The following is a 25,565-nucleotide window of genomic DNA, read 5'->3' on the forward strand; positions in this document are numbered from 1 at the left end:
ATAATCCTCGTGGCCCTCGTGATTGCCGGTATCGTCCTGACGGTAAGAAACTGGGACAGCGTCGTCCAGGGGCTCCAAATCCTTGCGGATGTCGATGCTAAGTGGCTGTTCATCGCCATTTTTTCCGTGGCTTTTTCGCTCTACGCGATGGCGGAAGTGATGCGTCTGCTGTTGCGAGCTGGAGGCGTAAAAGCAGCTACTCGCCGTAGCACCAATGCGCTAACCCTCGCATCCAACGCGTGGGCGGTCACCGTTCCCGGTGGTGCTGCATTCTCCACGGCGCTACAGATTAAGCGCATGATGCAGTGGGGCGCATCCGCGGTCCTTGTCAGCTGGTTCGTGCTTTTTTCGGGCGCGTTGTCGTTTTTAGGTCTGGCATTTCTGGGGCTTGGCAGCCTCTTCTTCGTCGGACAGGGTGGCACGACCGCGGTGCTCATCGCTATGGCAATTGCGGTGTTACTGGCCACCATTTTGCTGTGGCGGATTTCGCAGAACCCGGCTTTTCTCAACAAGACAGGCGCGTGGTGTCTGCGTGTCTTTAACAAGATTCGAAAGAAGCCCGCGGACACCGATGTCGACCGACTTGAAGAGTCCGTCAAACAGCTGACCAGCGTGAAGTTGCCCGTGCAAACTTTGGCTCTTTCCTTCACCTGGTCCTTTATCAACTGGGTCGCGGAAATTGTCTGTCTCTACGCCGCCATCCGTGCCGTTGGTGTCGATGACATCTCCGCTACGAAGGTGCTGCTGGCTTTCGTAACCGGCAAGCTCGCAGGTTTCATCCAGGCCACACCGGGCGGCATCGGCACTGTCGAGGCCGCTTTGACCGCGGCTCTCATCGCAGGCGGCACCACCGGCGCCGAGGCCTTTGCAGCGGTGCTGGTCTATCGCATCGTTTCCTTCGTCCTGGTGGCAATTGTGGGCTGGATTATCTACGCCCTCGGCTTCGACCACAAGGATCAGCCCGAGCGCCATCCAGCCGCTGACCGCTAATGGCTTCCTCACCGCTGGTCGCTGGTCACCCACCAATCTGAGGGGTCGCTAGACTAAGAAGCATGAACACACGCGTATCGACGTTCTTGATTGACATCCTCGCCATCTTTATTTTCGCCGTGTTAGCGCGCCTGGCTCACAACACTCCCGAGGATTCTTTTACCTTCATCAATATCCTCGATACCTGGTGGCCGTTCGCATTCGGTGTCCTCCTGGGCACCGCGCTGATTAAGAACGAGCCGAACCCGCGTGCAGTGAGTTCAGGCGCAATTGTGTGGCTCGGCACTGTCGTCGTCGGCCTAGCTGTGTGGGCCACCCGCAATTCGGCAGTCCCGCACTGGTCCTTCATTCTGGTTGCCTCAGTCATGAGCGCCTTGCTGCTGCTGGGTTGGCGAGCAGCGTCGAATGCGGTTGCTCGTAAGTCTCTGGACTAAGCCTTCGGCCCCATCCCTAGCCCTTCGGTTTAGTTCACTGACTAAATCTGGTTTTTAATTTTTGCACTCCGCCTCGATAATTGAAGAATGGACAAATCTTCTGACGAGGCTCTCGGCAATCAACCAACTGCTGAGACCCAACGAACTCATAACCCCGCAGGGTCCAGCGAAGACCGTACCTTCATGGGCCAACCGTGGGGTCTCGCCAACCTCTTCGGCATCGAAATGTGGGAGCGCTTCAGCTTCTACGGCATGCAGGCCATCCTGGCTTTCTACATGTACTACGAGACCACTCAGGGCGGTCTCGGCCTGGACAAGGGTGCTGCTACCTCCATCGTCGGTGCTTACGGCGGTCTTGTCTACATGGCCGCACTCGTTGCCTCTCTGGTTGCCGACCGTATCCTTGGCTCGGAGCGGACACTGTTCTACTCCGCCATCCTGGTCATGTTTGGCCACATCTCCTTGGCATTCATCCCTGGCGTGATTGGCCTGGCTATTGGCCTTGTCTCCATCGCAATCGGCTCCGGCGGTGTGAAGACCAACGCACAGGTCGTGCTGGGTCAGCTCTACGCCAAGGACGACCCGCGTCGTGACGCCGGCTTCTCCATCTTCTACATGGGCGTCAATATCGGTGCCCTGTTCGGCCCACTGCTCACCGGCTGGATCTGGGGAATGAAGGGCTTCCACTGGGGCTTCGGTCTGGCCGCTATCGGTATGGCTGCCGGTCTGATTCAGTACATCCTGATGCGCAAGTCCACCATCGCCGAGGCTGGCCATGAGATTCCGAACCCGCTGCCGAAGAAGCAGTACCCGGTATGGATTGGCATCGCAGTGGTCATCACTGTTGTCTCGGTTACGCTGGTTTCCACCGGAATTGTTCCGGTCACGACTCTTTCCACTGTGGTCACGGTGATTGCACTGATCGCCGCTGTGGTGCTGTGGTGGCAGATGTACTCCTCGCCACTTACGACGAAATCGGAGAAGACTCGCCTGGTCGGTTTCATCCCGATGTTCGTCTCAGGCGTGCTGTTCTTCGGTATCTTCCAGCAGCAGTTCACGGTGCTGGCCATCTACTCGGACATCCGCCTCGACCGCGAGATCTTCGGTTGGGAAATGTCCCCGGCCTGGATTAACTCGATCAACCCGATCTTCATCATCGCCTTCTCGATGGTCTTTGCAGCCGCCTGGTCCAAGCTTGGTGACCGCCAGTGGTCCACCCCAGTGAAGTTCGGTGTCGCCAACATCATCATCGGCATCTCGCTGTTCTTCTTCATCCCATTCTCCGGTGGCGGTGAGAACTCCACTCCGCTGTATGCGATTATCTGGATTCTCTTCCTATTCACCATGGGTGAGCTCATGCTGAGCCCGGTCGGCAACGCCCTTGCTACCAAGGTCGCTCCGGCGGCATTCCCGTCGCGCATGATGGCCGTCTGGCTGATGGCAGTCGCTATGGGTACTTCACTGGCAGGCACCCTGGCCGGCTTCTACAACTATGAGGATGCCGCTGCTGAGAACACCTTCTTCATCACCCTGGGTATCGCCTCGGTTGTCCTGGGCTTGATTCTGCTCGCCCTGCGCAAGTGGATTGTCAAGGAGTTCGTCGACGTCCGATAGGGCCGTAGGGCCGGATCCGTAAGGCTGGCCCCCGCTCTGGCACAGCCCACGCCCACGCCCACGCCCCTCCCCCTCCTCCCCACTTCACGACACCTATGTCACCTCATGCCGCCTCCACAGATGGCACAAGGTGCCACGGGTGTCGTGAAGTGTCTTAAGCGGTCCCTGAACATGCTTCGCCACAAACTCGCCACCAGCACAACCGCCATCCACAGATTTTCCCCACCTCCCCACCGGCTAAAATTGAGGCCATGTTTGCCATCATTACCGTCACCGGCGAGGATCACACCGGCATCATCGCCGCCGTCACCACTGCTCTGGCGGAGCAGGACGTCAACATCGTCGATGTTTCCCAGACCCTCATGGATAAATGGTTCACCATGATCCTGCGGGTGGAGTTCAACGAGAAGGCCACCCCCATCAGCACGCTGCAGGGTTACATGGATTCCGTCGGCAAGCGGGAGGGGCTTGTCATTCGAATCCAGTCTGAGGCGCTGTTCAACGCCGTCAACGAGATTTAAAGGGCGCGACCAGGATGGATTTCAACTTCGCGCAATCTAAGTTCCTCGACACCATTGACATGATCGAGAAGTACCGTCTGGATATCCGGACGGTCACTATGGGAATTTCCCTGCTCGAGTGCTCTCGCTCTGGAATGGAAGCCACCGCACAGGCGGTGTATGACCGCGTGACCACGCAGGCCGCTCGCCTCGTGGAGGTCTGTGAGGGTATCGAGGCGGAGCTGGGCATTCCGATTGTCAATAAGCGCATCTCCGTCACACCGGTTTCCCTCATCACGGCCGGTTGCGAAGGCGATCCCACCGTGGTGGCCAAGGCCCTCGACCGCGCCGCCCGCGATTCTGGCGTGAACTTCCTCGGCGGCTACTCGGCGCTCGTCGAAAAGGGTGCGACGACCAGCGAGAAGCGGCTCATCGACTCCATTCCCCACGCTCTGAGCGAGACCGAATTGGTGTGCAGCTCGGTCAACGTAGCGTCGTCACGCGCGGGCATCAACATGGATGCAGTGCGTCGCATGGGCGAGGTGGTGAAGGAAGCCGCGGCGCAGACCGCCGACCGCAGCTCGATTGCCTGCGCAAAACTGGTGGTTTTCGCCAATGCGGTGGGCGACAACCCCTTCATGGCCGGCGCGTTCCACGGTGTCGGGGAGCCAGATTGCGTCGTGTCTGTCGGCGTTTCGGGGCCGGGCGTGGTCGATCGCGCGCTCGGCGATCTGCATGGCGCCAGCTTTAACGAAGTCGCCGAGGAGATCAAGAAGGCAGCGTTCAAGATCACACGCACGGGTCAGCTGGTCGGCACGATGGCGTCGGAGCGCCTGGGCGTGCCTTTTGGCATCGTGGATCTCTCGCTCGCGCCGACCGCCGAGATGGGCGACTCCGTCGCTCATATTCTCGAGCACATGGGGTTGGAGCAGGTCGGCACGCACGGCACCACTGCCGCGCTGGCACTGCTTAACGACGCCGTGAAGAAAGGCGGCCTGATGGCGTGTTCACGCGTCGGTGGACTGTCCGGGTCGTTCATTCCGGTCTCTGAGGACAAGGGCATGATTGATGCTGTGCGCGCGGGGTCGATCAGCATGGACAAGCTGGAGGCGATGACCTCTATTTGCTCGGTGGGCTTCGACATGATTGCGATTCCTGGTGACACGCCTGCGACCACGATTTCCGGCATGATTGCCGACGAGGCCGCCATCGGTGTGATGAACCACAAAACCACCGCAGCTCGCCTCATTCCGGTGCCAGGTACCAAGCCGGGCGATGAGGTGAACTTCGGTGGTCTGCTCGGCTACGCGCCGGTCATCGATGTCAATGCCAAGGGCAATGCCGAGTTCATTGCCCGCGGCGGCTACATCCCCGCGCCGGTGCACGGGTTCAGGAACTAGCAGCTTCGGACGGGGCTCCTACGATTGCAGGCGGCGCCCATTTGCGTCATAGGCGTAGGAGCCGCTACCGACGAGAATCAGAATGAACTCGATAAATGCCCAGATACTGACGCCGATAATGAGGAAGAAGCCAACCAGGAAGATGGCGGTAATCCAGCCGAATACCGTCAGTGCTAGCTGAATAGCACCACGCGAGTTGTGCCCCAAGTAGAAATTATGAACACCGAGGGTGCCCAGGAAGAAGGCAAGCAGAGCCGCTGCAATCTTGGACTTATCCGAGACAGGGGAACCTGCCACCCCGTAGCCCTGGTGCGGGTTCGGGCCGCCGAAGCCAGCGGAATACGCCGGCGCCTGCTGGTTTGGGTAACCACTCTGATACGGATTCGAGTACCCGTTGTGGAAATTGTGCTGGCTCGGGTCCTGATAGCCCTGCCCCACGTTCGGCTGCTGCGGTGGGTATGGATCCGAGTACGGCATACCGGAGCTGTAAGCACCCGAGCTGTTAGCGAACTTCCCCTTGGACCTCGGCATACCGTCTTCGTCGAAATCTCCATATGGGTTTGTCGGATTCGTCATTGCACCCTACCTTTTCGCCTAGATTTCCCCGGTCATGAACAGCAGTTCCTTGGGCGATAATAACCGGTTCCGTCAGACTGCTTCCTGCAACTTTGTCAATTTCTTTCGAAATTTTAGCGAAACTGTTGTTTTGGAACATTAAACACCAGTTCTTGAGCAAGATTCTAACAGCAAGTCCCCGTCGGGGGCGTCTCGCACATTTCGAGCTGCCTCTACCGCGCCAGCGATTGCTCAATCAGTTCGCGAGCCCAACCCTCAGTCCAGGCCAGCGGAGTCGTCCCCGGAATTGCCACATCATTCGTGGCGTAGGTCGCGTGCGCACCCGCGCCGGTAATCATCTCCTGCGCTCGTGCAATCGCATCGGCCACTCCCGGAGGCACATCACAGAAGGAGTCCGATGGCACGCAGACATTCTGGACCTTGTCATTAAGAGGCCCAAAGCCGTCTCGTGGACCGCGCATCGTTGCGCCCGGAACCACAGCCTGCACAATGCCGCCAAGCGGCTGCAATGACAGCTCGACGCCCACACCAGCCAGCGGAACGCCCTGGTTCACGCCCTGATTGGGGTCACGCCGCGGGTCGCCCAACAGAGCCACGCCCGCAATGCGCTCGGCCGGAACGACACCGCGGCCATTGCCGATGTCAGAGGCCAAATCACCTGTAATAGCGGCACCCTGGGAGAAGCCCATCAGGACGAAGTCCGTCAGTGGACACTGCCCGTGCAAGTCAGCCATTTCCTTAGCGGTGACATCGCGCCCGACTGCCTGCGAATCATCGTAAGTGAGTTGGTCGGGCAGCTGATGCGTCTTGATCTGTGCCGGGTACGGCGTAGTCCAGACCTTGACATCACCCTCCGAGTAGGACTCCGAAATCGAGTTCGTCAGACCAAGCAGCAGCGAATGCGGGTTCGCGGTCGGGGCCATCGGATCATCGTCAGCACGCGATTCCGCAGTTCCGGGCACAGCGATAACTTCTACCGCCGGGCACCACTCGGGTTGTTCGGCCAGAACCCCGCCATCGTCACCGGGGGTCGGTGGGGTTTGACCGCCTTGGTCGTCGTTAAGCCATTGCACTACGCCGAAGCCAATAGCGGCCACCAGCACAATGACCGCCAGAATTGTCAGCACTTTACGCATGAGTGCTAGCAATACGCCTTTTTAGCGGAGCTTGCAATAGTCTTCGCCACTTCCTCGGCGCTTTCCCGTGAGCGCCCCTGTGCGACCAGCTGCCCGGCAATCGCCAGCGCGATGACTTCACGCTCCTCCTCCGGTGCGTCCGCGCATGCCGCGCGACCTGTGCCGATGAGCTGATCCTCCACCCCATCAACATCGATTCCCGCTTTTTCCAGCGCTCCGAGGTATGAATCGTCCGCCTCGCTGAGCTTCATCTGCCCATCGGGCGCTTCGTCCACGCGCTTAGCTTGGGGATCTGTGATCTCCGGCGCAGACTTTTCGCTCGACTTCGGCGCAGAAGTCTTCGTGCTTGACGACGTCGTGGAGGTCTTCGTAGTCGTCGACGAGGTGACCTCCGAAGATTCCACTGTGGAACTGCCACAGGCGGCCACTCCGAAGGTCAGCAGCGCAACAGCTGTGGTTGTAGCCAGTGTCCGGAAGGACTTGTTCATGGACATTTGTCTATCCCTTATTCAGTGCCCTGCTTTGGTTGGCTTACTTGTCGGCGGCTGGGGCCGGCGCTTCTGGCTTATTGCGCTCTTCGACAATCTTGCCGTTGAGCTGACGAATCCAGCCACCCTCGAACTGCTGCTCAAGACCGCCGGCCTTGACTGGCTGCAGTGGGCCGACCGGGTAGCCGAACGGGCCATTTTCGTAGCCAGTGCTGCCCCAGTGGTCAGTGATGTCGTTGGAGCGCACCGGCTGTGCACCAGTTTCCGGAGTCCAGTAAATGGCACCGTGTTCGAAGCGCTGGAAAGCGCCGCGGGCGAGCTTGACCTCGTCGCCGTCGACAGGCAGACCCAGATCGGACTCAGCGCCACCGAGCTCCTTGTAGACACGGCCGATTTCACCACGCACGATGCGAGGTTCTTCGCCGCCGATCTTGACGATGGTGCCACCCTGGAAGTCCTGGGCGACACCGCCCGGAATATCGCGGTGGTTGGCGACTGGGTAGCCCAGCGGACCGGTCTCGAAGCCGGCCTTGCCCCAGACGTTCATAATGTCGCCGGTGACTTCGTGGGCTCCGCCTTCCGGAGTCCAGTAAATCGAGCCCTTTTCGAAGTGGACGAATCGTCCCGAGCCATCCGGCGTAGCCAGTTCGTTGGTCACTGGGTAGCCGAGCGGCGAGGACGGACCACCGAGCTCGTTGTAACGCGAACCGATGCGTCCCCAGACCACATGTGCCCCGGAATCCGGGTGCCAGTAGGCGGTACCGCCGGTAAAGTCCTGAGCCACGCCATTCTTGGCGACGCCATACTCATCCGACAGGCAGGTGCCGATTCCCGGCAGCGATGCGACGGCCTTTTCAATCTCGCCACCTACGCGGCAGACAGCGCCACGATCGGACTCCGGCAACTGCAGTGCATCGGCCAGCGTTGGCCAGGCCTGACTGACCTCAAATTGCCAGTACGGCCAAGTGTGAGTACCCGAGCTCCGGAAGTTCACAACCGGCTCGACGCCCTTTTCCCGAGCATTCCGGATGAAGGTCTCACTGGTCATGCGGGAAAGCACTTCCAATGCGTAACCGGTCGGATTGTCCGGCTTCGTCGGATCGATCTGCGACGGCACGTCCCACTCACCGGTGTTGCCGTTACCCGCCGAGATGTACAGCGACATGCCCTTGAGCTTGTCGATGTTCAGCTTCGGATCATTGTCCTTCCAACGCTGCGAACCGAGCGGGCCCCACATCTTCGTCGCGTCATAGCCACCGGTGTTCTTCATCGCCAGAGAGATTGCCTGCGGCATGCCCGGCGAAGTCATATCCAGGTAACCAGAGAGGCTACCGGCAAACTTCCACAGCTCCGGAGAGTGTGCTGCAACGTTGTAAGCACCGGTAGCTCCCATGGAGATACCGATAATGCCGCGTTCATCGTTGCCGCGGAAGCCGTTGGTGATAACCGGCACGAGCTCCTTGGTAATGAAGCTCTCCCACTTGTAGTTCTGACCGTTATCCGGCTGATCCCAGTCAGAGTAGAAGGACGATGTACCGCCGGCAGGCATAACCACCAGGACATTCTTGTCCTCGTAGAAGCGTTCGATATTGGTAGCGCGAATCCAACCGGAGTAGTCATCAAACGATGCCATACCGTCAAGGTGGTAGACGCTCGGGAATGTGCGCTCCTTGTCGCGGTACCAATCGCGCGGCAGCAAAATCTCAACCTGGATTGGCTTCTCCGGCATGGCAGCCGAGCGAATGTGCGCAATGACGTGGTGATCTGTGTACCACTCGACCTTGTCTACGCTGACTCCACTGGGGAGGTTCGCCACTGCGGGAGTATCGACTTTAAATGGCGTACGCTCCGGCCCTGGCATCGGCCTCGGCATACCCAGGCCAGGTAGCTGCGCACCAGCAGCTTGCGCTGCTTCAGCGGCCTTAGCAAGGTCTCCCAGGTCTCCAGATTGCGCCAACTGCCCCTGAACGGCCTGAAGTTCCTCGTAGCTAGGCAGACCTGGCTGAGCTGGCTCGGGAGCCGCCACTGCAGCAGGGGCACCGAGAGCGAGAGTCAACGGTAGTGCCAAAAGTGCGGTCAACGCCCGTGATGACTTCCGGCTGTTGCCGAGTCCACCACGGAGGAATCTAGCGGTTACGCGCATAAGAGGGCTTCCCTTTACAAAGTCGCTGGTTGAAATTATTTGAGACGTTGAGTGTTGCACCGGCACCGATTAGGCACCTGCAGATAGCATCACGCGGCGCTTGAGCTATGCGTTTACCGTTCGGCTTCGCAGAATTACGTAGTGACCAGCAACGTATCCGAAGGTTCCCCTCCTCCGGCGTGCCGCTGCAAGAAGAATCTCACACACGTTCTGCGAAAAAACGGTATAGCTACCTGAATAGCTTCACCCTTTACTTTAAGGTTCGACTCTCATGTTTACCCTCTTACGGGTAAAAACCGTGGAGACACACGCAAACGGAACTGAATTCAAGCTTTGACAGCGCAACTCTTTGTGCCCCTCTTTAAGCCGTTACCCACACCTTCCGCTCAGCATCCAAACCGGACTCGACACAGAAAAAAGACCAACCCCAACAAAAGGATTGGTCGTTTTTAAAATTGAGACGTCTTAAGAAGCTAGTCCCTTTAAGAAGTCATCCAGCACCAGAGCTAGGTCAGCGCGCCAGAGCGCCCTGAAAAAATTACCGGCTTAAAGCCCCAGCGCCCGAAGAATGTGCGGGCGAGCAAGCGCGGCATCGCGGCCCCACAGCTCCCACGAGTGGATACCGTTCGGGCTGTAGACAAACTGCGCATTGAGGCCGGCAGCGCGAGCGTCCTGCTCAAAGCGCTGCGTCGAAGCGCGGGAGACGGACTCCATTACGGCACGCCAGACAGTGTCAGGGAGCTGCGGCACCGGACGGCTCAAGACCTCCGGATCACTCCACAGGCTCTGAACACCCTGGGCGGAGGAAATATACATCGGCAGCCCCCGGAGCTGGTCCAGCTGCAGCGATGGATCATGAGCACGCCACTGCTCCGAAGCAGGAACCGGAAGGCCCCACATGCCAGTCGGATTCACTACACCAGTGCTAGCCACCATTGCAGTAGCGCCGGTCGCAACAACTGGGTTGGACATCTGGTAGTAACCGGACAGCGAAGTGACCTGCTTGAACTGATCACGGTGGCGAGCCGCCAGAGAAACCGCCGCAGCCGCACCCATGGACAGACCAGCGATTGCGTTGCGGTTCGGGTTGACACCAAACTCACGCTGCAGATAGACCGGCAGCTCCTGGGTCAGGAAGGTTTCCCACTTCTGAGTCTTGACCCCTTCGGAAGTCACGGCCGGATCGTTCCAGTCGGCATAGAAGGAGCCGTCGCCAGCAGCCGGCGCAACCAGAGTGATGTTGTCGTTGGCGAAGGTCTGAGCAATGTGGCCCGACCAAATCCAACCGGACGCACCCTTATTAAAGCCCCACAGACCGTCAAGCATGTACAGGGACGCATCGCCGCCACCAGTAGCCGCCTTAATCTGAACCGGAATATTGCGGTTCATAGCCGGCGAGAAAACCTGGCAGTACTGAACAAACCACTGATATGGATCCCACTCACAGCCTGGACGCAGTCGATCACGGTTTGGATCAGCACTCGCATCCTTCGCGGATGCGAGCATGATGCCACCAAACACCATTGCAACAGCCACAAGGGCAGCTACGACCTTCACCGTGAAGTTACGACTCACTGCAGTAAAGCTCATCGTTCTCCTCTTTACTTTCGGACTTACCTCCGCGCCAGACTTTTCGGAGGCAGTCGCTTACGCGAGCTTTCGCTTTTCTGCTTCCAGTTGTGACGCGACAACTGGAGACCCCACAAAAGAATCTCGAGTATGTAACGATACTCAATCGTTTCCCTACATCCAAGTTTAAATCGTAATCATTCCGTAATATTTCTCACATTTCCCCTCAAAACTATCCACCACAAGGAGAAACAATGTTTACCAGCATGGAATTACAAAATTGTAATTCTGCCCCCGGCTGATCCGTAGGACTAACTGAGAAACCTAAAACACGCCTACAAGAACCCCAAACACAACCTAAGTACTAACGAAATACAGAAAAAGCCCATGCACTCCTCAGTGCATGGGCTTTCAGCTACCAATCGAACCCGACGAAAAACCGACGAGAACCCGACGGAAATCGCAGTTCGCTTAAAGGGAAAAGAACAGGGAACTACCCCAGAACTGGAACAGCGTAGACAGCGATGGCAATGGACAGCAGCCACAGCACAGCCAGTGCCTGCAGCGGACGGTCCTTGAGCGCAATCTCATCCGGGCTTCCCGCATCACCACGGTCAACGTCGGCTGCGAAGCGCAGGATGGCCACAGTGAATGGAACCATCGAGATCTCGTACCAAATAGCCGAAGCCGACGAAGTGCCCGGCGTGCGGCCCATCTCAAAGCCCCACAGCGCGTAGCTCAGTACCACGGCGGTCGCAGCGAGGGTCCACACAAAGCGCAGGTAAGTCGCGGTGTAACCCTGCAACGACTTACGAATCTTCTTACCCGTGCGCTCCGCCAACAGCAGCTCAGCGTAACGCTTACCGGCTGCCATGAACAGCGAACCAAAGGCGGCAACCAGCAAGAACCACTGGGACAGGTTGATGTTGGCCGCAACACCACCGGCCATTGCACGCAGCATGAAACCAGAGGACACCAGCGCAATATCAATCACCGGCTGGTGCTTCAGGCCAAAGCAGTAACCAAGCTGCAGTGCAATGTATACAGCCACAACAATTGCTAGCCCCGGCCCCTCAGAGGCAAACCAGGACACCGCAATCGAACCAATAATCAGTGCGACCGCCATAATGTACGCCATGCTAACCGGCAGTACGCCAGCGGCAATTGGGCGGAAGCGCTTGGTTGGGTGCGCCCTGTCAGCTTCGACATCGCGGGCATCATTAATCAGGTAAATCGACGATGCCGCCAAACAGAAGGCCACAAACGCCACCAGGATGTCGACGGTCAGCGTGCCGATCGAACGTCCCGAGTCCATGATCTCGTTGCCGGCCGCCAGTGGAGCCGCAATGACCAGGACATTCTTCACCCACTGCTTCGGGCGAAGCGCCTTGATCATGCCGTCCAGCAGATTCTTCGGCGGATGCCCCTGCGGGTGCGCAGGCTCATCGATACCGGAAGTGTGCGGCTCGGACCCAATCCTTGATTGAGAAGCTTGCCGCTGGTTGGCCGACACATTGGCCAAGTTGTCGTTCTCCGCCTGTGTCACTGTGCATTCCTTTCCGCAATGGAGGGCTGTCCACCCTGGTTATGCTGCGCCTTTTTCGGCTCGATGACCTTATCACCTATCTTGTCCACCGCAAGAGCAGTGGCTGTACCCAGCGCTGCTCCGAGAGCGACATCGGTTGGGTAATGCACTCCCAGCACCAGGCGGGAGAGCATAATCGCCGGCACACCCACAGCCGGGGCTGCCGGGTAACCCAACTTTGCAATCCCCACCAGCGCCGCCGTCGTCGACGTCGCGTGCGAGGACGGGAAACTCAGCTTGCTCGGCGTACCAACGCCGATTGCTATACGACGGTCATGCGGACGCGGGCGACGGACAATGCGCTTAAGCACCACCGATGCCGCATGCGAGGTAAAGGCGGCCACACCGACCTTTGCCCAGCCAATGCGTCGCTCTTTATCCACCGCCGCCCCGAGGGCAGCGAGCCCCATCCACCCAAGGGCGTGCTCACCGAAATAGCTCATGGCACGCGCGGTGGGCAGCACACCCGGGACGTCGTTAAGCGTGTGCTGAATATTAACGAGAACGTCGGACTCGCCGAACGGATCGCCTTTAATTTTCGAAGACATTCGCCCAGGCCTTCCTACTGGTCAGATCGTCATAGGCTGCGCGGTAGCGTGCCTGCATTTGCTCGAACCGCTCCTCAACCTGCTTTTGCAGCTCCCAGGATTCTTCCAGCAGAGCCTTGGCCTTGTCGCGGTCACGCTGGCGATACACCACGCCACGGCCGTCAGCGGTGGTGACCGTTGCGCCATCCAGACGCGACAGGGAGAACCAACGAGCCTCCAGCGGCGCCAGGTTTGCCTGCGGCACCGCATGGTGCTCGGAGTTTTCCGGGCGCACGCTGTGAAGCAAGCCCTTGGCCAGCCAACCGACCTTCTTCAGCTTGCCCAGGCGACCACCGACATCCTTTGTCGGAATCCCCGGAATACCGGAGGGCTTTGGCAGATCGCCTGCACTCGGCAGCACAACCGCGTCGGGGAAGCCCTTGCGCAGGGCATTGATGCGCGGCAGCGAAGATTCGAGAATGTCGAACAGATGCTCCGGACCTGCCAGGAAGTCCTTCATGGCTTCGTTTTGGATGGCAACAGTGGAGTACTCCAGGCACAGGAGGTGCTTGAATGTGGCCTTGCGCATGGAACGCACGATACCGGCAGCATTGCCCTCGTGCTGAAGGGCCGCGACAATCAAGCGGTTGCGCAGGTGGAAGTACGCCTGCCAGTCAATGGCGTCGTCCTTGTCCGACCAGGCCATATGCCAAATTGCGACGCCCGGCCACGTGGCCGTCGGAAAGCCTGCCTTGCCTGCGCGCAAACCGTATTCGGCATCGTCCCACTTAATAAACAGTGGCAGCGGCTGACCGATCGTCTCAGCAGCGACGCGCGGAATCAAGCACATCCACCAGCCGTTGAACTCAACATCGATGCGACGGTGAAGGTCCTTCGAATCAACAACCTCACCGGTTGCGTTGGTGCCATGCTCCCCGCGATCGCGCAGCGGGTGCGCATAAAAGTCGTGGTCATAGTGGACGTGCGGAGCGGAAGTCCACATGAAGTCGTGGCGGCCGATAACTTCACCCATCGAGTGCAAGTGGCTGCGCTCCTGCAGGTTCAGCATCTGACCGCCGACCAGCATCGGGGACTTCGCGAACCGGCCGACAGCGACCGCGCGCAGAATGGAATCCGGTTCGATGGCGATGTCGTCATCCATGTAGAGAATGAACGGACTATCGGTCGCACGCTTCGAATCCGAATCCGGACCGCCCAGGGCCTCATACATAATGCGGGAGTACCCGCCGGAACCACCGAGATTTCCCTGCGGGAAAATACGCAGGCGGTCACCAAAGTGCTCGGCGACAGCATCGAAGCCCGGCTCATCTGCCGGGTGCTTAGTGCCCTGATCAGGCATCAAAACAGCATCGATGATGGCATCGACCTCAGGATCCGAGGACAGCGCCTCAAGAGCAGCAACTGCGTCGGTCGGGCGATTGAACGTCGGGATACCGATAGTGACGCGCCCCTCCGGCGCCGGATGCTCTGTGCCGTCCGGGTACGTCTGGCTCGGCGCCTCGATATCGGAGTACCAACCTGCGGAGTGGATTACCACGTCCGTCTCACAGGTGAGGTCGAACCAAATCCAGCCGCCGTCTTCAAATTGCGTCAGCGGTACTGGAATTTCGCAGACGTGCACATCCTTGCCGTCCACCTTGGCTTCTGCACCTTCGGCCGCCGCACCCAGATCACCGACAACTTCGCCGGTCACGGCGATGCGTGCACCGTCAATCTTCGAACGGTAAATGTCCACACGCGCAGTACCAGACAGCTCTAGGCGCAGGACAACATTGTCCAGATTCGTCCACCGGCGCCAGTAGCTGGCCGGAAAAGCATTGAAGTAGGTTTCAAAACTAACTTCATCACCCGCCGGAATAGTGGCTGAGGTGCGGGAATGTGCTTGCACACGACCGGCATTAGTCTCCGGCTCAACCAAGTAGAGCGAGCGGACATCACGGGGCTCACCCAACTTTGGCAGCAAAATCCGCTGCAGGCGTTCAACGGCAAGGCTTGACGACGTTGTCGGGGTATGTGTCCGCTTTTGTTCAGGCTGTGATGCCATGAGACGTATCAACCACTTTCCGAAAGGTCTACCGGGGGTGTTGCCGCCGATAAGTTACCGACGTTTCTATCTCATAGCATCCTAGTGCCCGTGGCGGATTGCCTCTTGTTGCCACGCTAGCGACAGCCCAGAATGTGAAAGCCCCTACGCGCTGCGGACTATCTGCTGCACATAGGGGCTTTTTCGTTCAGTTTGTAGTTTTAAGCTCCGAGGAAACCTTCGATGCGGGCCTTGGAGTTCTGGAGGTTGCGATCCCAGGTCGGCCAATCGTGGATACCGGTCTGCTCGTATTCAAACGTGGCATCCAGACCGGAGGTACGAGCACGCAACTCAAACTCGCGGGTGGACAAGCGGGACAGCGACTCCAGCGCAACGCCGCCGGCCTTCGGGACGACCCGGTAGAGATTCTTCGGGTCACGAACCTCATCCGGAACACCATTTGCCGAGGTAATAACCAGATCCAGCCCCTTCATCTTCTCGACATTCAGGTACGGATCATTACGGACACGCTCCGCTGACATAGGCGCACCCCACATGTCGAAGGAGCTGTAGCCAGCCGACAGCTGAGCAGCCTCAATTGCCGTGGTCATACCCGGCGCAGTGGTGTGCAGGTAACCGGAGAAGGCAAGAGCCTGACCGAACTGGTCTCGGTGGTTGTATGCCAGCGACAGTGCAGCAGATGCACCCATGGACAGACCTGCAATGGAGTTACCAGTGCGAGAAATGCCGAACTCACGCTCAAGGTAAACCGGCAGTTCCTGAGTTAAGAAGGTCTCCCACATGTTTACAAACGGACCGTGCACACTAACCGACGGACGCTTCCAGTCGGTGTAGAAGCTACCGCCGCCACCACCTGGAATAACCAGGTTGACGTTGGATCCTTCAAAAGTACGTGGGGCGTTACCGTGCTCCACCCAGTCAGAGGCATCAGCCGGGCTACGCAGACCATCTAGCAGGTAGAGAGCCTTGTTACCACCATTGGCAGAGGCCACAATCTGAACCGGAATATTACGGTCCATGGCCGGCGAATAAACCTGGCACTTCTGGGTGAAGTACTGGTACGAATCCCACTCACAACCCGGGCGCAGCGAGCCTCGGTCACCCGCCGCGCTCGCGGCCGGCGCCATGGTCAATGCAGACGCGGCCACAGCTACTGCGGACGCAACGGCTGCAACCTTTCGACGCCAACCACGGAAAGTAGAGGTGATTTTCACGTGTGCATTCTCCTCACAATGTGCGATTCCCCACGGCCGGTGGGAACTATCAGGCGTGTTTCCGCTTCAGGGAATTACCTTAAGAAACAATAAATCTTCGACAAACTTACCCGCATTCACTGTCGTTTTCCAGCAGAACACGTCGAGACCCCACTTTTCGGCGGGTTCTGGTATCCGCATTTTTACTGCGCAAGCCCCCGCAGCTCGCGCGACTCCCGCGCCCCGCGCCAGGTAATAATCGCGCCAGCCGCCGCGATTAGCACGATGCCCAGCGCCATGGACCAAGTCACTCGGTCACCGGAAAACGCCCAGCCCAGGATTGCACCGATGACCGGGTCCAGTGCAAAGAGCGTGCCGACGACCGCCGCTGAGACAATCCCCGCAGCGATGGTGTCCATCACGTAGGGAATAACAGCGCCAATAAACCCGGAAATAACGATGGTGGCCCACATCGAACCGTCGACAAGCGGTGCAGCGGAAACAGAAAATGGCGCGAGCACGATTGCTGCGACGACCACTGACAGCGCCAGGTCGGGCATGCCGCCGCCCTCGGTGCTGCCCATTCGGGCGGAGAAGAGCGTGTAAGCGCCGAAGAAGATTGCACCGATTGCGGCGTAACCAATGCCGATAATGTCAAGGTCATTGGAGGGCTGGGCAATCAGGGCAACGCCGATGAAAGCGACGATGGCCCATAGGCGGGAGCGCCACATTTTCAGCCCCAGGAAGGACACGACGCAGGGGCCGAGGAAGTCGATGGTGACGGCGACGCCCTGCGGGAGGCGCGCGATGGCTGCGTACACCATCATGCTCATCATGCCCATGGCGATGCCGTAGACCACGATGTTGATGGCGCGGGCGCGGGTCACCCCGGACAGTTTTGGCCGGAACAGAACCACCATAATGATGGCGGCGGCGGTCATGCGCAGGCCCGATATGCCCGGCGCGCCGACCGTGGAAAGCATGCCAGTGACCAGCACGGCTGCAGCCTGGGTACCAAGAGAACCGATAAGAACCAGAATGACAGGTGCCACTGGCAGGGTGAGAAACTTGTTCACACGCTGCAGCAATGGCCCCTGCTGGGGAACTTCGGTTTGGGTTTTCTCACGCGACACTCGCGCAATACTAGCGCGGGAGCCGGAAGCGGCAAATTAGTGCCCGCGCTCCTGCTCGATTGCTTCGCCGTCGTTGAAGAACGGCGCAATCTTGTTGTCGAACATCGACAGTGCAGAACCGATTGCCATGTGCATGTCCAGGTATTGGTAGGTGCCCAGACGACCACCGAAGAGAACCTTGTTCTCCTGCGCTTCTGCTGCAGCGAGCTTGCGGTAGGCCTCCAGCATCTCGCGGTCTTCCGGAGTGTTGATCGGGTAGTACACCTCGTCGTCATCGTCGGCGAAGCGGGAGTATTCCTTAACAATTACTGTCTTGTCCTTGACGTAATCGCGCTCCGGGTGGAAGTGGCGGAACTCGTGGATACGGGTGTACGGCACATCCGCATCGTTGTAGTTCATCACTGGAGTGCCCTGGAAATCGCCGGTGTTGACAACCTCCATCTCGAAGTCCAGCGTGCGCCAACCCAGCTTGCCCTCTGCGTAGTCGAAGTAGCGGTCCAGCGGGCCGGTGTAGACGACCGGGGCGTCCGGGGATACAGCGCGCAGTTCGTCGCGCACCTCGAACCAGTCGGCATCGACAACGACGTCAATCTTGTCGGAGGTCACCATGTTTTCCAGCCAGGCGGTGTAGCCGTCGACAGGCAGACCTTCGTAGGTGTCGTTGAAGTAGCGGTTATTAAAGGTGTAGCGAACAGGCAGGCGGGTGATGTTGCCGGCCGGCAGGTTCTTCGGGTCGGTCTGCCACTGCTTGGCGGTGTAGTGCTTGACAAATGCCTCGTACAGCGGGCGACCAATCAGGGAGATTGCCTTTTCCTCAAGGTTCTTCGCGTCACGCGGATCCAGACCATCGGTCTGGTCCTTAATCAGCTGGCGCGCCTCGTCCGGGCTGTAGTACTTGCCGAAGAACTGGTTGATCAGCCCCAGCCCCATCGGGAACTGGTACGCGGTGCCCTTGTACATAGCGAACACGCGGTGCTGGTAGTCGGTGAAGTCCGTGAACTGGTTGACGTAGTCCCACACCCTCTTATTAGAGGTATGGAACAGGTGCGCACCGTACTTGTGCACCTCGATGCCAGTCTCCGGCTCTGCCTCCGAGTAGGCGTTGCCGCCGATGTGGTTGCGGCGTTCGACAACGAGCACGCGCTTACCCAGCTCAGTGGCGGTCCGCTCAGCAACGGTCAAACCGAAGAAACCCGAACCGACCACGATGAGGTCGTAGGTGTTGTCCTTGATGTCCTGTAGGGACTTCGGAGCAAATTCATTGGCAGTGGTGTTCTTTTCGCTACTCACGCCTTAAAACCTATTGCATTTCCATCCGGTTTGCGGGTGTACACGCGGGCTTTACGACGTCCACGTGAGCCCAGCCCAACGTTCGTTTGGTCACATTATTTGATAATTTTCCCAAAATTAACGAAGAAACACAGATGTCTCACTAGATTTTTTTAGTCACACTGGTAACATCCTCCTCAGAATTTTCTGTTGCTTTGCAACTTTCCTTCCTTTCGACCCCGGGTAGACCTCGGGTCGATAACCCTGTACCCCATTTTTTTGGAGCTTTTACCGTGCCAACTCGCCGTCGCATCAATGCCCCGTCGATGGGCCGTCGCACCTTCCTCTATGGACTGGCAGCTACTACTGCCGCAGCTCCGCTAGCAACATGGGGTATTCGCCAGGCCCCTACTCTGGTTGAAAGCCCAGGCGTAGGCCCCATCGCGGCCAAGATCTCAACATCGCCGCTGGTTGACGCTGTCACGATGATGATTGACGACGCAGCCGTCGGCACCCATGCCATTACCGATGCCCTGCACCCGCTTCGCGGATTCGTGAAGGACATCACCCGCGACGAACCGTTCTCCCAGTTCGCACTCACCTGGCCGGGCGATGACAATCTGCAGCTCTACGTTCGCGCCGAGCGCGAAGACGGCAGCTTTGGCCCGTGGTTCCACGCTGATTCACACGGTCCGATGAATAACTCCGGGCAGTCCGGCACCGAGCTGCTGTTCGTTGAGCCCACCCGTCGCGTGCAGGTGTCGACTGTCGGCCTGAACCTCCTCGAAGGCCTGGATCCCCGCAACATCATTGGTATCGACAACCTTGACCCCGCCACTATCGGCGGTTCCCTGCAGGACCTCGTCAGCGCTACGGCCGCATTGTCCCTCAACGCTGTCCAGGCAGTTTTCATCGACGGCGTAGAGCAGGTCGGCGAGGTTATTCAGCCAGTTGCGTACGAGTCGTCGATTGCCGGCGCGCCAAATGTAATCAGCCGTGCAGCGTGGGGCGCAGATGAGTCCATCCGCAGCGGTTCGAGCTCCTACAGCACTTTCAAGGGCGCGTGCATCCACCACACCGCGGGTTCCAATAACTACTCAGAGTCCCAGGGACCAGCCATTGTCCGTGGCATTTATGCCTACCACGCAAATACGCTGGGCTGGGGCGATATTGGCTACAACGCGCTGGTCGATAAGTACGGCAACATCTACGAGGGCCGCTACGGTGGCCTGGACAAGAACATCGAGGGCGCACACGCAGGTGGCTTCAACAACGGCACCTTCGGTATCTCGGTGATGGGCAATCACGACCAGCTGGAGATTCCGGATGCGGCCGTCACCGCACTCGGCGAGATGGTCGGCTGGCGCATGAAGGTCGGTGGCGTCGATCCGATGTCCACCGCCGCGCTGACCAGCGCCGGCTACTCGAAGGCACGCTACAGCTCCGGCCAGACCGTGAACCTCCCGGCCATCTTCGGTCACCGCGACACCGGCTACACCTCCTGCCCGGGCACCTTCGGCTACCAGCAGATGGATGCCATCCGCGCTGCAGCCAAAGCCAAGTTTGATGGTGCCGGTGGAGCGGATATCGCCGGCCGCTCGACGGATCCGAACAACCAGGACGGAGAGGCCGCCAGCATTCCGCCGATTCCGGGCACCGGCGAGTCGGGCGACAACGGCGGTTCCCTCGGAAACGTGGAAACGCCCACGCCAGGCGAGGTTGTTGGTGAGTTTCTAACTGAATCCCTGCCAACCAACCCTGCCGAAGCTACGCAGGCCTGGTTCGCACCTCAGAACTAAGCCCCCGCTTATCTAATCCAGGCATAACCACATCACATTTGTGGTGTAACACCAGATTTTCGTAATCACCCAGGAGTTATTACCGTGTTTAGTCGCCGCCGCATCAATCGCCGCGCAGGTGCCAAGCAATCCTTGGTACTCGCTGCCGTGGCGACCCTTGCCCTGACACCCGTTGCCGTTGTCGGCGCAGGTGCCGCTTATGACCTCATTGAGGAAAACGGCGCCGGCCCCATCGACCCGGTTGTCCAGAGCAAGTCGCTTGCAGACAGCGTCTCCGTTCTCGTCGAAGATGCAGCAATCGCAACGCAGTCGCTTGCCGACGAAGCTCATCCCAACCGCGGTGTCGTCAAGGAAATTACCTCCGATACTGAGTTTTCCCAGTTTGCGCTGACGTGGGCCGGTGACCCTGATATCGCCAGCTTCGTCCGCGCCGAGCGAGCAGACGGCTCCTGGTCCGACTGGTTCAGCGTCGACCCGGACTACCCCGCTGAAGGCAATGGCAACGGCCTGAACGGAACGGAGCTCATCTACATCGAGCCAACCAAGCGTGTTCAGGTTTCCACCCACGGACTTAACATCTTCGGTCCGGGTTCCGGCGTGGATCTGAAGGACATCAAGGGCGCTGAGAAGCTGGATTTGTCCAAGCTCAACCTCGACGAGATTAATGCCGAGGGCGCGAAGAAGGCCGTGGAGGATGCAAAGGATTCCGCTACGGATGCGGCCAAGGATGTCGCCGAGGCCGTTGACGATGCCACTTCCGACTACCAGCAGACTCCGGATGCAGCTCCTGGGGACGCACTCGATGACCCGACTGCTCCGAGCGCTAACGACGCTGCAAATCTGGACTCGCCGAATCTCCCAGTGAAGTGGACGGACATCGAGCCGGTCGCCGATGAACTGCCGATCGACCAGGTCGACGCAGTGCTAATCGACGGCCAGGCTGCTGCATCCGGCATCGACCCAATTGTCGATGCCAAGAATGTCACGGGCATGCCGAAGGTCATTACCCGTGCCGGCTGGGGCGCCAACGAAAACAACCGCTGTAAGGGCGCGGACTACGACAGCAAGCTTGTCGGTGCCACCGTGCACCACACCGCTGGTTCAAACAACTACACCGAGAGCCAGTCCGCTGGTATCGTCCGCGGCATCTACCAGTACCACGCACAGACTCTGGGCTGGTGCGACATCGGATACAACGCTCTTGTCGACAAGTACGGCAACATCTACGAGGGCCGCTACGGTGGCCTGGATAAGAATGTCCAGGGCGCACACGCAGGTGGCTTCAACACCGGTACTTTCGGCATCTCCATGATGGGTAACTACTCTTCGGTTGCTCCCAGTGAGGCTGCACTGAACTCGGTGGGCAATATGATCGGTTGGCGCCTGAAGGTCGCCGGCATCAAGCCGACCGGCCAGATTCAGATGACTTCGGGTGGCACCAGCTACTCCAAGTATGGATACGGCCAGCAGGTCACTCTGCCGACAATCTTCGCGCACCGCGACGTTGGTAACACCACCTGCCCAGGTGATGCTGGCTACGCCCAGATGAGCAAGATCCGCTCGATTGCCGAGAAGAAGTACAACTCTCTCACCAGCGGAAAGATTGATAATGAGGGCCCTGACGGCTTGATTGATCTCCTCGTTCCGCAGGATGAAAAGGACGATAAGACCACCGAGAACACAGACTCGCAGTCGAGCGAATCGACCGAGTCGAGCACATCGACCTCTACTACCTCGACCACTTCGACCACCTCGGCATCGACGGGTACGTCCACGACCTCGTCCTCCGAGAAGTCCTCGAGCGCATCGAGCGCATCGAGCACCACTTCGTCGACAACGTCGAGCTCCGACTCGACCACCTCGGGCACTTCGGATACCTCGGAGCCAACCGACGCCACGAACACCAGTGACACTGCTACGGCTGACTCCTCCGCACCGTCGGCAAGCGAGCAGAGCAACTCCTCCTCGCCGAGCGCATCCGACGAGCAGCAGAAGGCACAAGCTCTGGAGACAGTCTCGGGTGCACGTTCGATGCTGGCCTCGGCGCTGGGCATGCTCGGCGCACCGGGGCTCGGACAGACCGCCGATGCGATTCTGGGTGCCGTTGGACGCTCGATTGAAAACGGCCCGTCGATCGCTGACCTGCCGGTCCTGATTGACCAGATCATCACTATCAATGAGCAGAACGACCTGGCTGCCGAATGGCGCCAAGTTTCCGAGGAAATGGGCTCCGTTCTCGGTTACGCAATGTCCGGTATCCAGAGCGGTTCTACCGTGGCGAACAATGCTGGCCAGGCCGATGCCCTGCGCTACGTGAAGTTCTCCAACGGCGTAATCACCGACTCCGACACCACCGGCGCTCACGCTATCTGGGGCAAGATTGCTGATGAGTGGGCCCGCCAGGGCTTCGAGGTCGGCAAGCTGGGCGCTCCGACGAAGACCCAGGTGGTCGATGGAAACATCGAGCGCGCTGAGTTCCAGAACGGTTCAATCACCTTCGACCGCACCACCGGCGAAGTCAAGACCGAGCTGAAGTAAACGCTGTCGAGCGCTGGGTGAGCTAGCTGGCGCGAGGAAACCCTCGAGGCTAGCTAGAACCAGCGCTCCAGCACACGAGCAACACCGTCATCATCATTGGTGGCGGTGATTTCGTCTGCAATCTCCTTGACGTTGTCAGCCGCATTGCCCATGGCCACACCCGTGCCCGCCCACGACAGCATCTCGATATCGTTCGGCATGTCACCGAAGCAGACCACATCTTTCGCGGTCGCTCCGACCAGTTCAGACACGTATTCCAGCCCGGCGCGCTTAGTCACGCCCGGCGCGGACACCTCCAACAGCCCGTCCGGCATGGAGTAGGTCACGTGCGCCAAGCTCGCGTCAATTGCGGGAGTGACCAGCTCATATAGCTGGGCACTGTTCACATCTGAGTTTCGCAGCAAGAGTTTCGTCGCGGGTTCTGACAACACGGCCTCTTCAGCAAGCTCACCGTGCTCATCCGATTCCCACGCATGGTCATAGGACGGCGCCACCACAAAAAGCTCATCGATGGCATCATTCGCCGACGTCCCAGCGCGCTCTGCCGCAATGCCGATTCCACCGATGGATCGCGCCGCTTCGCGCGCATGCTTGACGACGTATCGCAGCGTCTCCGGCTTCAGTGTGTTGGCGGCAACCACTTCATCACGGCCGGAGTCGTAAATCACGGCGCCATTGGCACACACGCACAACGGCTGAACCGGCAGCTGCTCGAGCACTGGTTGCAACCACCGAGCCGGCCTTCCCGTGGCCAGCACCAACGGGGTTCCGCGGCGTAGCATTCGCGTGACGGCCTGTCGCAGGCGGGGAGTTACCCGCTCCCGCGAGTCGATGAACGTCCCGTCAATATCCGAAGCTACGAGTAGTGGATGTAGTCTCTCGGTCACTTCGAACTACTTGCCGTCCTCACTGTTGTCATCTTCACCGTCATCGCAGAACCGGTCGTGCAACAACTGCAGCGTTGCGGCTACTCCCCCATGCTCGACCGTGTCGATTACCCAATCCGCGTTCTTCAGCAGGGACCAGTCCGCATCGGCCATAACTACCGGCATGCCGACACGCTGTGTGGCTTCCTCAAAGTTCGAGCGACCGGCAAAAAGAATCGCGGTTTCTTCCTTGCGAGCCTGCTTGCGCAGCGTGCTAACCACCGCATTTGTGACGTCCAGTTTGCTGGCGCCCTCCGGGAGTTCCACGACCTGCAGGTCAACCGACTCCAAAGCCGATAGATTCGGCTTATCTCCCGGTTCGTGCAGAACAACGATTGTGGCTCCGGCATCGCCGAGCTGCTGCAAGGCCTTCATGTTTTCTTCGCTGATATTGCCCGCGTCGTCGGCAAGCGATGCGGGGTAATCGAAGATGAACGTCTCCGGCTGAGCGGTGATGAGCCTGTTCAAGCGCTGTGGAAGCTTGTCGCGGATCATCATCGACTGGCCGATAAGACGGTAAACGGTCTGCTGCGTCTGTTCGACACCGGAGGCGGAGGCCTTCTCTAGCTGCACGTACGCTTCGCGGAACGTCACGCGCATCGAATCCGTGGCAGTACGCACGGACTCCTTGCTCTCCTTGGCACCGGCGACGACATCATCAGCCATCTGTTCCACAGACTGACGGAACTGCGCCAACAAGGCGGTCGTCTGTTCCCTTCGGCGAGCAGATTCCGCGCTCATCGTTTGCGAGGCATCGAGGAACTGCTGCCTGGTCTGATCGCCGAACTCACGAGCGCTATCGCCGAATTCACGTGCCGACTCAGCTAGCTTTTCCTTGAATGCGGCCAGATCACCGCGCAAATGACGGATACGCTGACGCTCTTCTTCGACTTTCAGGTCCTCTGCCTGGGCCTCTTCGAAAGTCGGTGCGCCGCCGCCAAGGCGAGCCGGTACCCAGTAGGCGCCCTTCGGCAGGGGACCTTCTTCAGCTGCGTACTCGTCCCAGAGCTGACGGACACCCTGATCCATGATTTCGTGTAGCTTTTCGGTGGCTTCTGCCGGATCGCCCTCCGGGGTCCACGGCGGCAAAACCGTAATATGAATCGGAGTATTGCTGCGGCCGAGATGCTTGGGGTGCCCCTTCGTCCACACGCGCTGGGATCCCACAATCAGCACTGGGATGATGGGCTTGCCGGTGCGCTGCGCCATACGCACCGCACCCGACTTCAGATTCTTGACCTCAAAGCTGCGCGAGATAGTCGACTCCGGAAAGATGCCTACCAACTCGTCGTTTTCCAACTTTGCGCAGGCCTCTTCGAAAGACTTGGAGCCGTCAGTGCGGTCGACCGGAATGTGCTTACAAGCACGCATGATTGGTCCTGCGATCGAATGGTCGAAGACTTCCTTCTTCGCCATAAAACGGACAAAACGGCGGTGCTTGCGGAATGGAAGACCGACATAGGTGAAGTCCATGTATCCGGTGTGGTTAGTAACGAGAACGGCGCCAGAGTCTTTCGGCACGTTTTCCCAGCCCTTAACGGTGAACTTCAAACCTTGGGCAAAGAAGACGGTGCGCGCCAATCCGATAATCGTTAAGTACACAGGATCCTTGAACATGGCCTTTACTCTACAATCTTTCGCACCCCTTAGCGGGGCGATATGTACTGGTATCTGAGACCC

General features: G+C 59.0%; 20 protein-coding genes. 7 read left to right on the forward strand and 13 right to left on the reverse strand.

The window, feature by feature from the left end; translation table 11 throughout:
- The first annotated feature begins 9 nt into the window (after window positions 1-9).
- From ADB08_RS06075 to ADB08_RS06095, 5 genes are all read left to right on the forward strand, one after another.
- Entirely contained in the window at window positions 10-990 is a 981-nt protein-coding gene (locus ADB08_RS06075) for a lysylphosphatidylglycerol synthase transmembrane domain-containing protein (protein WP_239660029.1), read from the forward strand.
- Window positions 991-1,052: 62 nt separating this feature from the next.
- Window positions 1,053-1,424, forward strand: coding sequence for a DUF3054 domain-containing protein (locus tag ADB08_RS06080; protein WP_049171813.1), 372 nt, complete (start codon window positions 1,053-1,055; stop codon window positions 1,422-1,424).
- Between the two features lie 87 nt (window positions 1,425-1,511).
- Window positions 1,512-3,038, forward strand: a complete 1,527-nt coding sequence (locus ADB08_RS06085) for a peptide MFS transporter (protein ID WP_016421637.1) — start codon at window positions 1,512-1,514, stop codon at window positions 3,036-3,038.
- Window positions 3,039-3,289: 251 nt separating this feature from the next.
- Window positions 3,290-3,559, forward strand: a complete 270-nt coding sequence (locus tag ADB08_RS06090) for an ACT domain-containing protein (protein ID WP_016421638.1) — start codon at window positions 3,290-3,292, stop codon at window positions 3,557-3,559.
- A gap of 14 nt (window positions 3,560-3,573) precedes the next feature.
- A complete protein-coding gene (locus ADB08_RS06095; protein ID WP_049171815.1) occupies window positions 3,574-4,938 on the forward strand; it encodes a PFL family protein in 1,365 nt (454 codons plus the stop codon).
- An 18-nt stretch (window positions 4,939-4,956) separates the two neighbouring features.
- Here ADB08_RS06095 and ADB08_RS06100 read toward each other — a convergent pair whose 3' ends face one another.
- The 11 genes from ADB08_RS06100 to glf form a co-directional block, all read right to left on the reverse strand.
- Window positions 4,957-5,514, reverse strand: a complete 558-nt coding sequence (locus ADB08_RS06100; protein ID WP_016421640.1) for a TM2 domain-containing protein — start codon at window positions 5,512-5,514, stop codon at window positions 4,957-4,959.
- A 212-nt stretch (window positions 5,515-5,726) separates the two neighbouring features.
- Window positions 5,727-6,650, reverse strand: a complete 924-nt coding sequence (locus ADB08_RS06105; RefSeq protein ID WP_049171817.1) for a cutinase family protein — start codon at window positions 6,648-6,650, stop codon at window positions 5,727-5,729.
- A 5-nt stretch (window positions 6,651-6,655) separates the two neighbouring features.
- Window positions 6,656-7,144 carry a DUF732 domain-containing protein gene (locus ADB08_RS06110; RefSeq protein WP_049171819.1) on the reverse strand — a complete coding sequence of 163 codons (489 nt, stop codon included), beginning with the start codon at window positions 7,142-7,144 and terminating at the stop codon, window positions 6,656-6,658.
- A gap of 37 nt (window positions 7,145-7,181) precedes the next feature.
- Window positions 7,182-9,281, reverse strand: a complete 2,100-nt coding sequence (locus tag ADB08_RS06115) for an alpha/beta hydrolase-fold protein (protein WP_049171821.1) — start codon at window positions 9,279-9,281, stop codon at window positions 7,182-7,184.
- A gap of 546 nt (window positions 9,282-9,827) precedes the next feature.
- Window positions 9,828-10,871, reverse strand: coding sequence for an alpha/beta hydrolase (locus tag ADB08_RS06120; protein WP_049171823.1), 1,044 nt, complete (start codon window positions 10,869-10,871; stop codon window positions 9,828-9,830).
- 472 nt (window positions 10,872-11,343) lie between these two features.
- Window positions 11,344-12,363, reverse strand: coding sequence for a decaprenyl-phosphate phosphoribosyltransferase (locus tag ADB08_RS06125; RefSeq protein ID WP_049171853.1), 1,020 nt, complete (start codon window positions 12,361-12,363; stop codon window positions 11,344-11,346).
- A gap of 29 nt (window positions 12,364-12,392) precedes the next feature.
- Window positions 12,393-12,983, reverse strand: coding sequence for a phosphatase PAP2 family protein (locus ADB08_RS06130; RefSeq protein ID WP_049171825.1), 591 nt, complete (start codon window positions 12,981-12,983; stop codon window positions 12,393-12,395).
- A complete protein-coding gene (locus tag ADB08_RS06135; protein WP_049171827.1) occupies window positions 12,967-15,027 on the reverse strand; it encodes a glycosyltransferase in 2,061 nt (686 codons plus the stop codon). The genes ADB08_RS06130 and ADB08_RS06135 overlap by 17 nt, the downstream gene beginning before the upstream one ends.
- Before the next feature lie 200 nt (window positions 15,028-15,227).
- The gene (locus ADB08_RS06140; protein ID WP_049171829.1) at window positions 15,228-16,241 is read right to left on the reverse strand and encodes an alpha/beta hydrolase; all 1,014 of its coding nucleotides are present in this window, start codon (window positions 16,239-16,241) and stop codon (window positions 15,228-15,230) included.
- A gap of 182 nt (window positions 16,242-16,423) precedes the next feature.
- Window positions 16,424-17,353 carry an EamA family transporter gene (locus ADB08_RS06145; RefSeq protein WP_239660030.1) on the reverse strand — a complete coding sequence of 310 codons (930 nt, stop codon included), beginning with the start codon at window positions 17,351-17,353 and terminating at the stop codon, window positions 16,424-16,426.
- A gap of 36 nt (window positions 17,354-17,389) precedes the next feature.
- A complete protein-coding gene (gene glf, locus ADB08_RS06150; RefSeq protein WP_049171857.1) occupies window positions 17,390-18,586 on the reverse strand; it encodes a UDP-galactopyranose mutase in 1,197 nt (398 codons plus the stop codon).
- A gap of 329 nt (window positions 18,587-18,915) precedes the next feature.
- Here glf and ADB08_RS06155 point away from each other — a divergent pair, with 329 nt between their 5' ends.
- Complete coding sequence (locus ADB08_RS06155; RefSeq protein WP_016421651.1) at window positions 18,916-20,421, forward strand: N-acetylmuramoyl-L-alanine amidase; 1,506 nt, start codon at window positions 18,916-18,918, stop codon at window positions 20,419-20,421.
- A gap of 84 nt (window positions 20,422-20,505) precedes the next feature.
- A complete protein-coding gene (locus tag ADB08_RS06160; protein WP_049171831.1) occupies window positions 20,506-22,959 on the forward strand; it encodes an N-acetylmuramoyl-L-alanine amidase in 2,454 nt (817 codons plus the stop codon).
- Window positions 22,960-23,012: 53 nt separating this feature from the next.
- Here the strand turns inward: ADB08_RS06160 and ADB08_RS06165 are convergent, their stop codons facing one another.
- Both ADB08_RS06165 and ADB08_RS06170 read right to left on the reverse strand, forming a co-directional pair.
- Window positions 23,013-23,846: a Cof-type HAD-IIB family hydrolase gene (locus tag ADB08_RS06165; protein ID WP_016421653.1), complete on the reverse strand. Its 834-nt coding sequence runs from the start codon at window positions 23,844-23,846 to the stop codon at window positions 23,013-23,015.
- 6 nt (window positions 23,847-23,852) lie between these two features.
- Window positions 23,853-25,502, reverse strand: a complete 1,650-nt coding sequence (locus tag ADB08_RS06170; protein ID WP_049171833.1) for a 1-acyl-sn-glycerol-3-phosphate acyltransferase — start codon at window positions 25,500-25,502, stop codon at window positions 23,853-23,855.
- Window positions 25,503-25,565: the final 63 nt, after the last annotated feature.

This window comes from Corynebacterium sp. 239_CJEI, from assembly GCF_001055995.1.
GTDB lineage: Bacteria > Actinomycetota > Actinomycetes > Mycobacteriales > Mycobacteriaceae > Corynebacterium > Corynebacterium jeikeium_D.

Bases quoted from the DNA above. Each gene is read 5' to 3' on its own strand.
- ADB08_RS06080 (WP_049171813.1), top strand. From the start codon at position 1,053: ATGAACACACGCGTATCGACGTTCTTGATTGACATCCTCGCCATCTTT.
- ADB08_RS06085 (WP_016421637.1), top strand. From the start codon at position 1,512: ATGGACAAATCTTCTGACGAGGCTCTCGGCAATCAACCAACTGCTGAG.
- ADB08_RS06090 (WP_016421638.1), top strand. From the start codon at position 3,290: ATGTTTGCCATCATTACCGTCACCGGCGAGGATCACACCGGCATCATC.
- ADB08_RS06095 (WP_049171815.1), top strand. From the start codon at position 3,574: ATGGATTTCAACTTCGCGCAATCTAAGTTCCTCGACACCATTGACATG.
- ADB08_RS06100 (WP_016421640.1), bottom strand. From the start codon at position 5,514: ATGACGAATCCGACAAACCCATATGGAGATTTCGACGAAGACGGTATG.
- ADB08_RS06105 (WP_049171817.1), bottom strand. From the start codon at position 6,650: ATGCGTAAAGTGCTGACAATTCTGGCGGTCATTGTGCTGGTGGCCGCT.
- ADB08_RS06110 (WP_049171819.1), bottom strand. From the start codon at position 7,144: ATGTCCATGAACAAGTCCTTCCGGACACTGGCTACAACCACAGCTGTT.
- ADB08_RS06115 (WP_049171821.1), bottom strand. From the start codon at position 9,281: ATGCGCGTAACCGCTAGATTCCTCCGTGGTGGACTCGGCAACAGCCGG.
- ADB08_RS06120 (WP_049171823.1), bottom strand. From the start codon at position 10,871: ATGAGCTTTACTGCAGTGAGTCGTAACTTCACGGTGAAGGTCGTAGCT.
- ADB08_RS06130 (WP_049171825.1), bottom strand. From the start codon at position 12,983: ATGTCTTCGAAAATTAAAGGCGATCCGTTCGGCGAGTCCGACGTTCTC.
- ADB08_RS06135 (WP_049171827.1), bottom strand. From the start codon at position 15,027: ATGGCATCACAGCCTGAACAAAAGCGGACACATACCCCGACAACGTCG.
- ADB08_RS06170 (WP_049171833.1), bottom strand. From the start codon at position 25,502: ATGTTCAAGGATCCTGTGTACTTAACGATTATCGGATTGGCGCGCACC.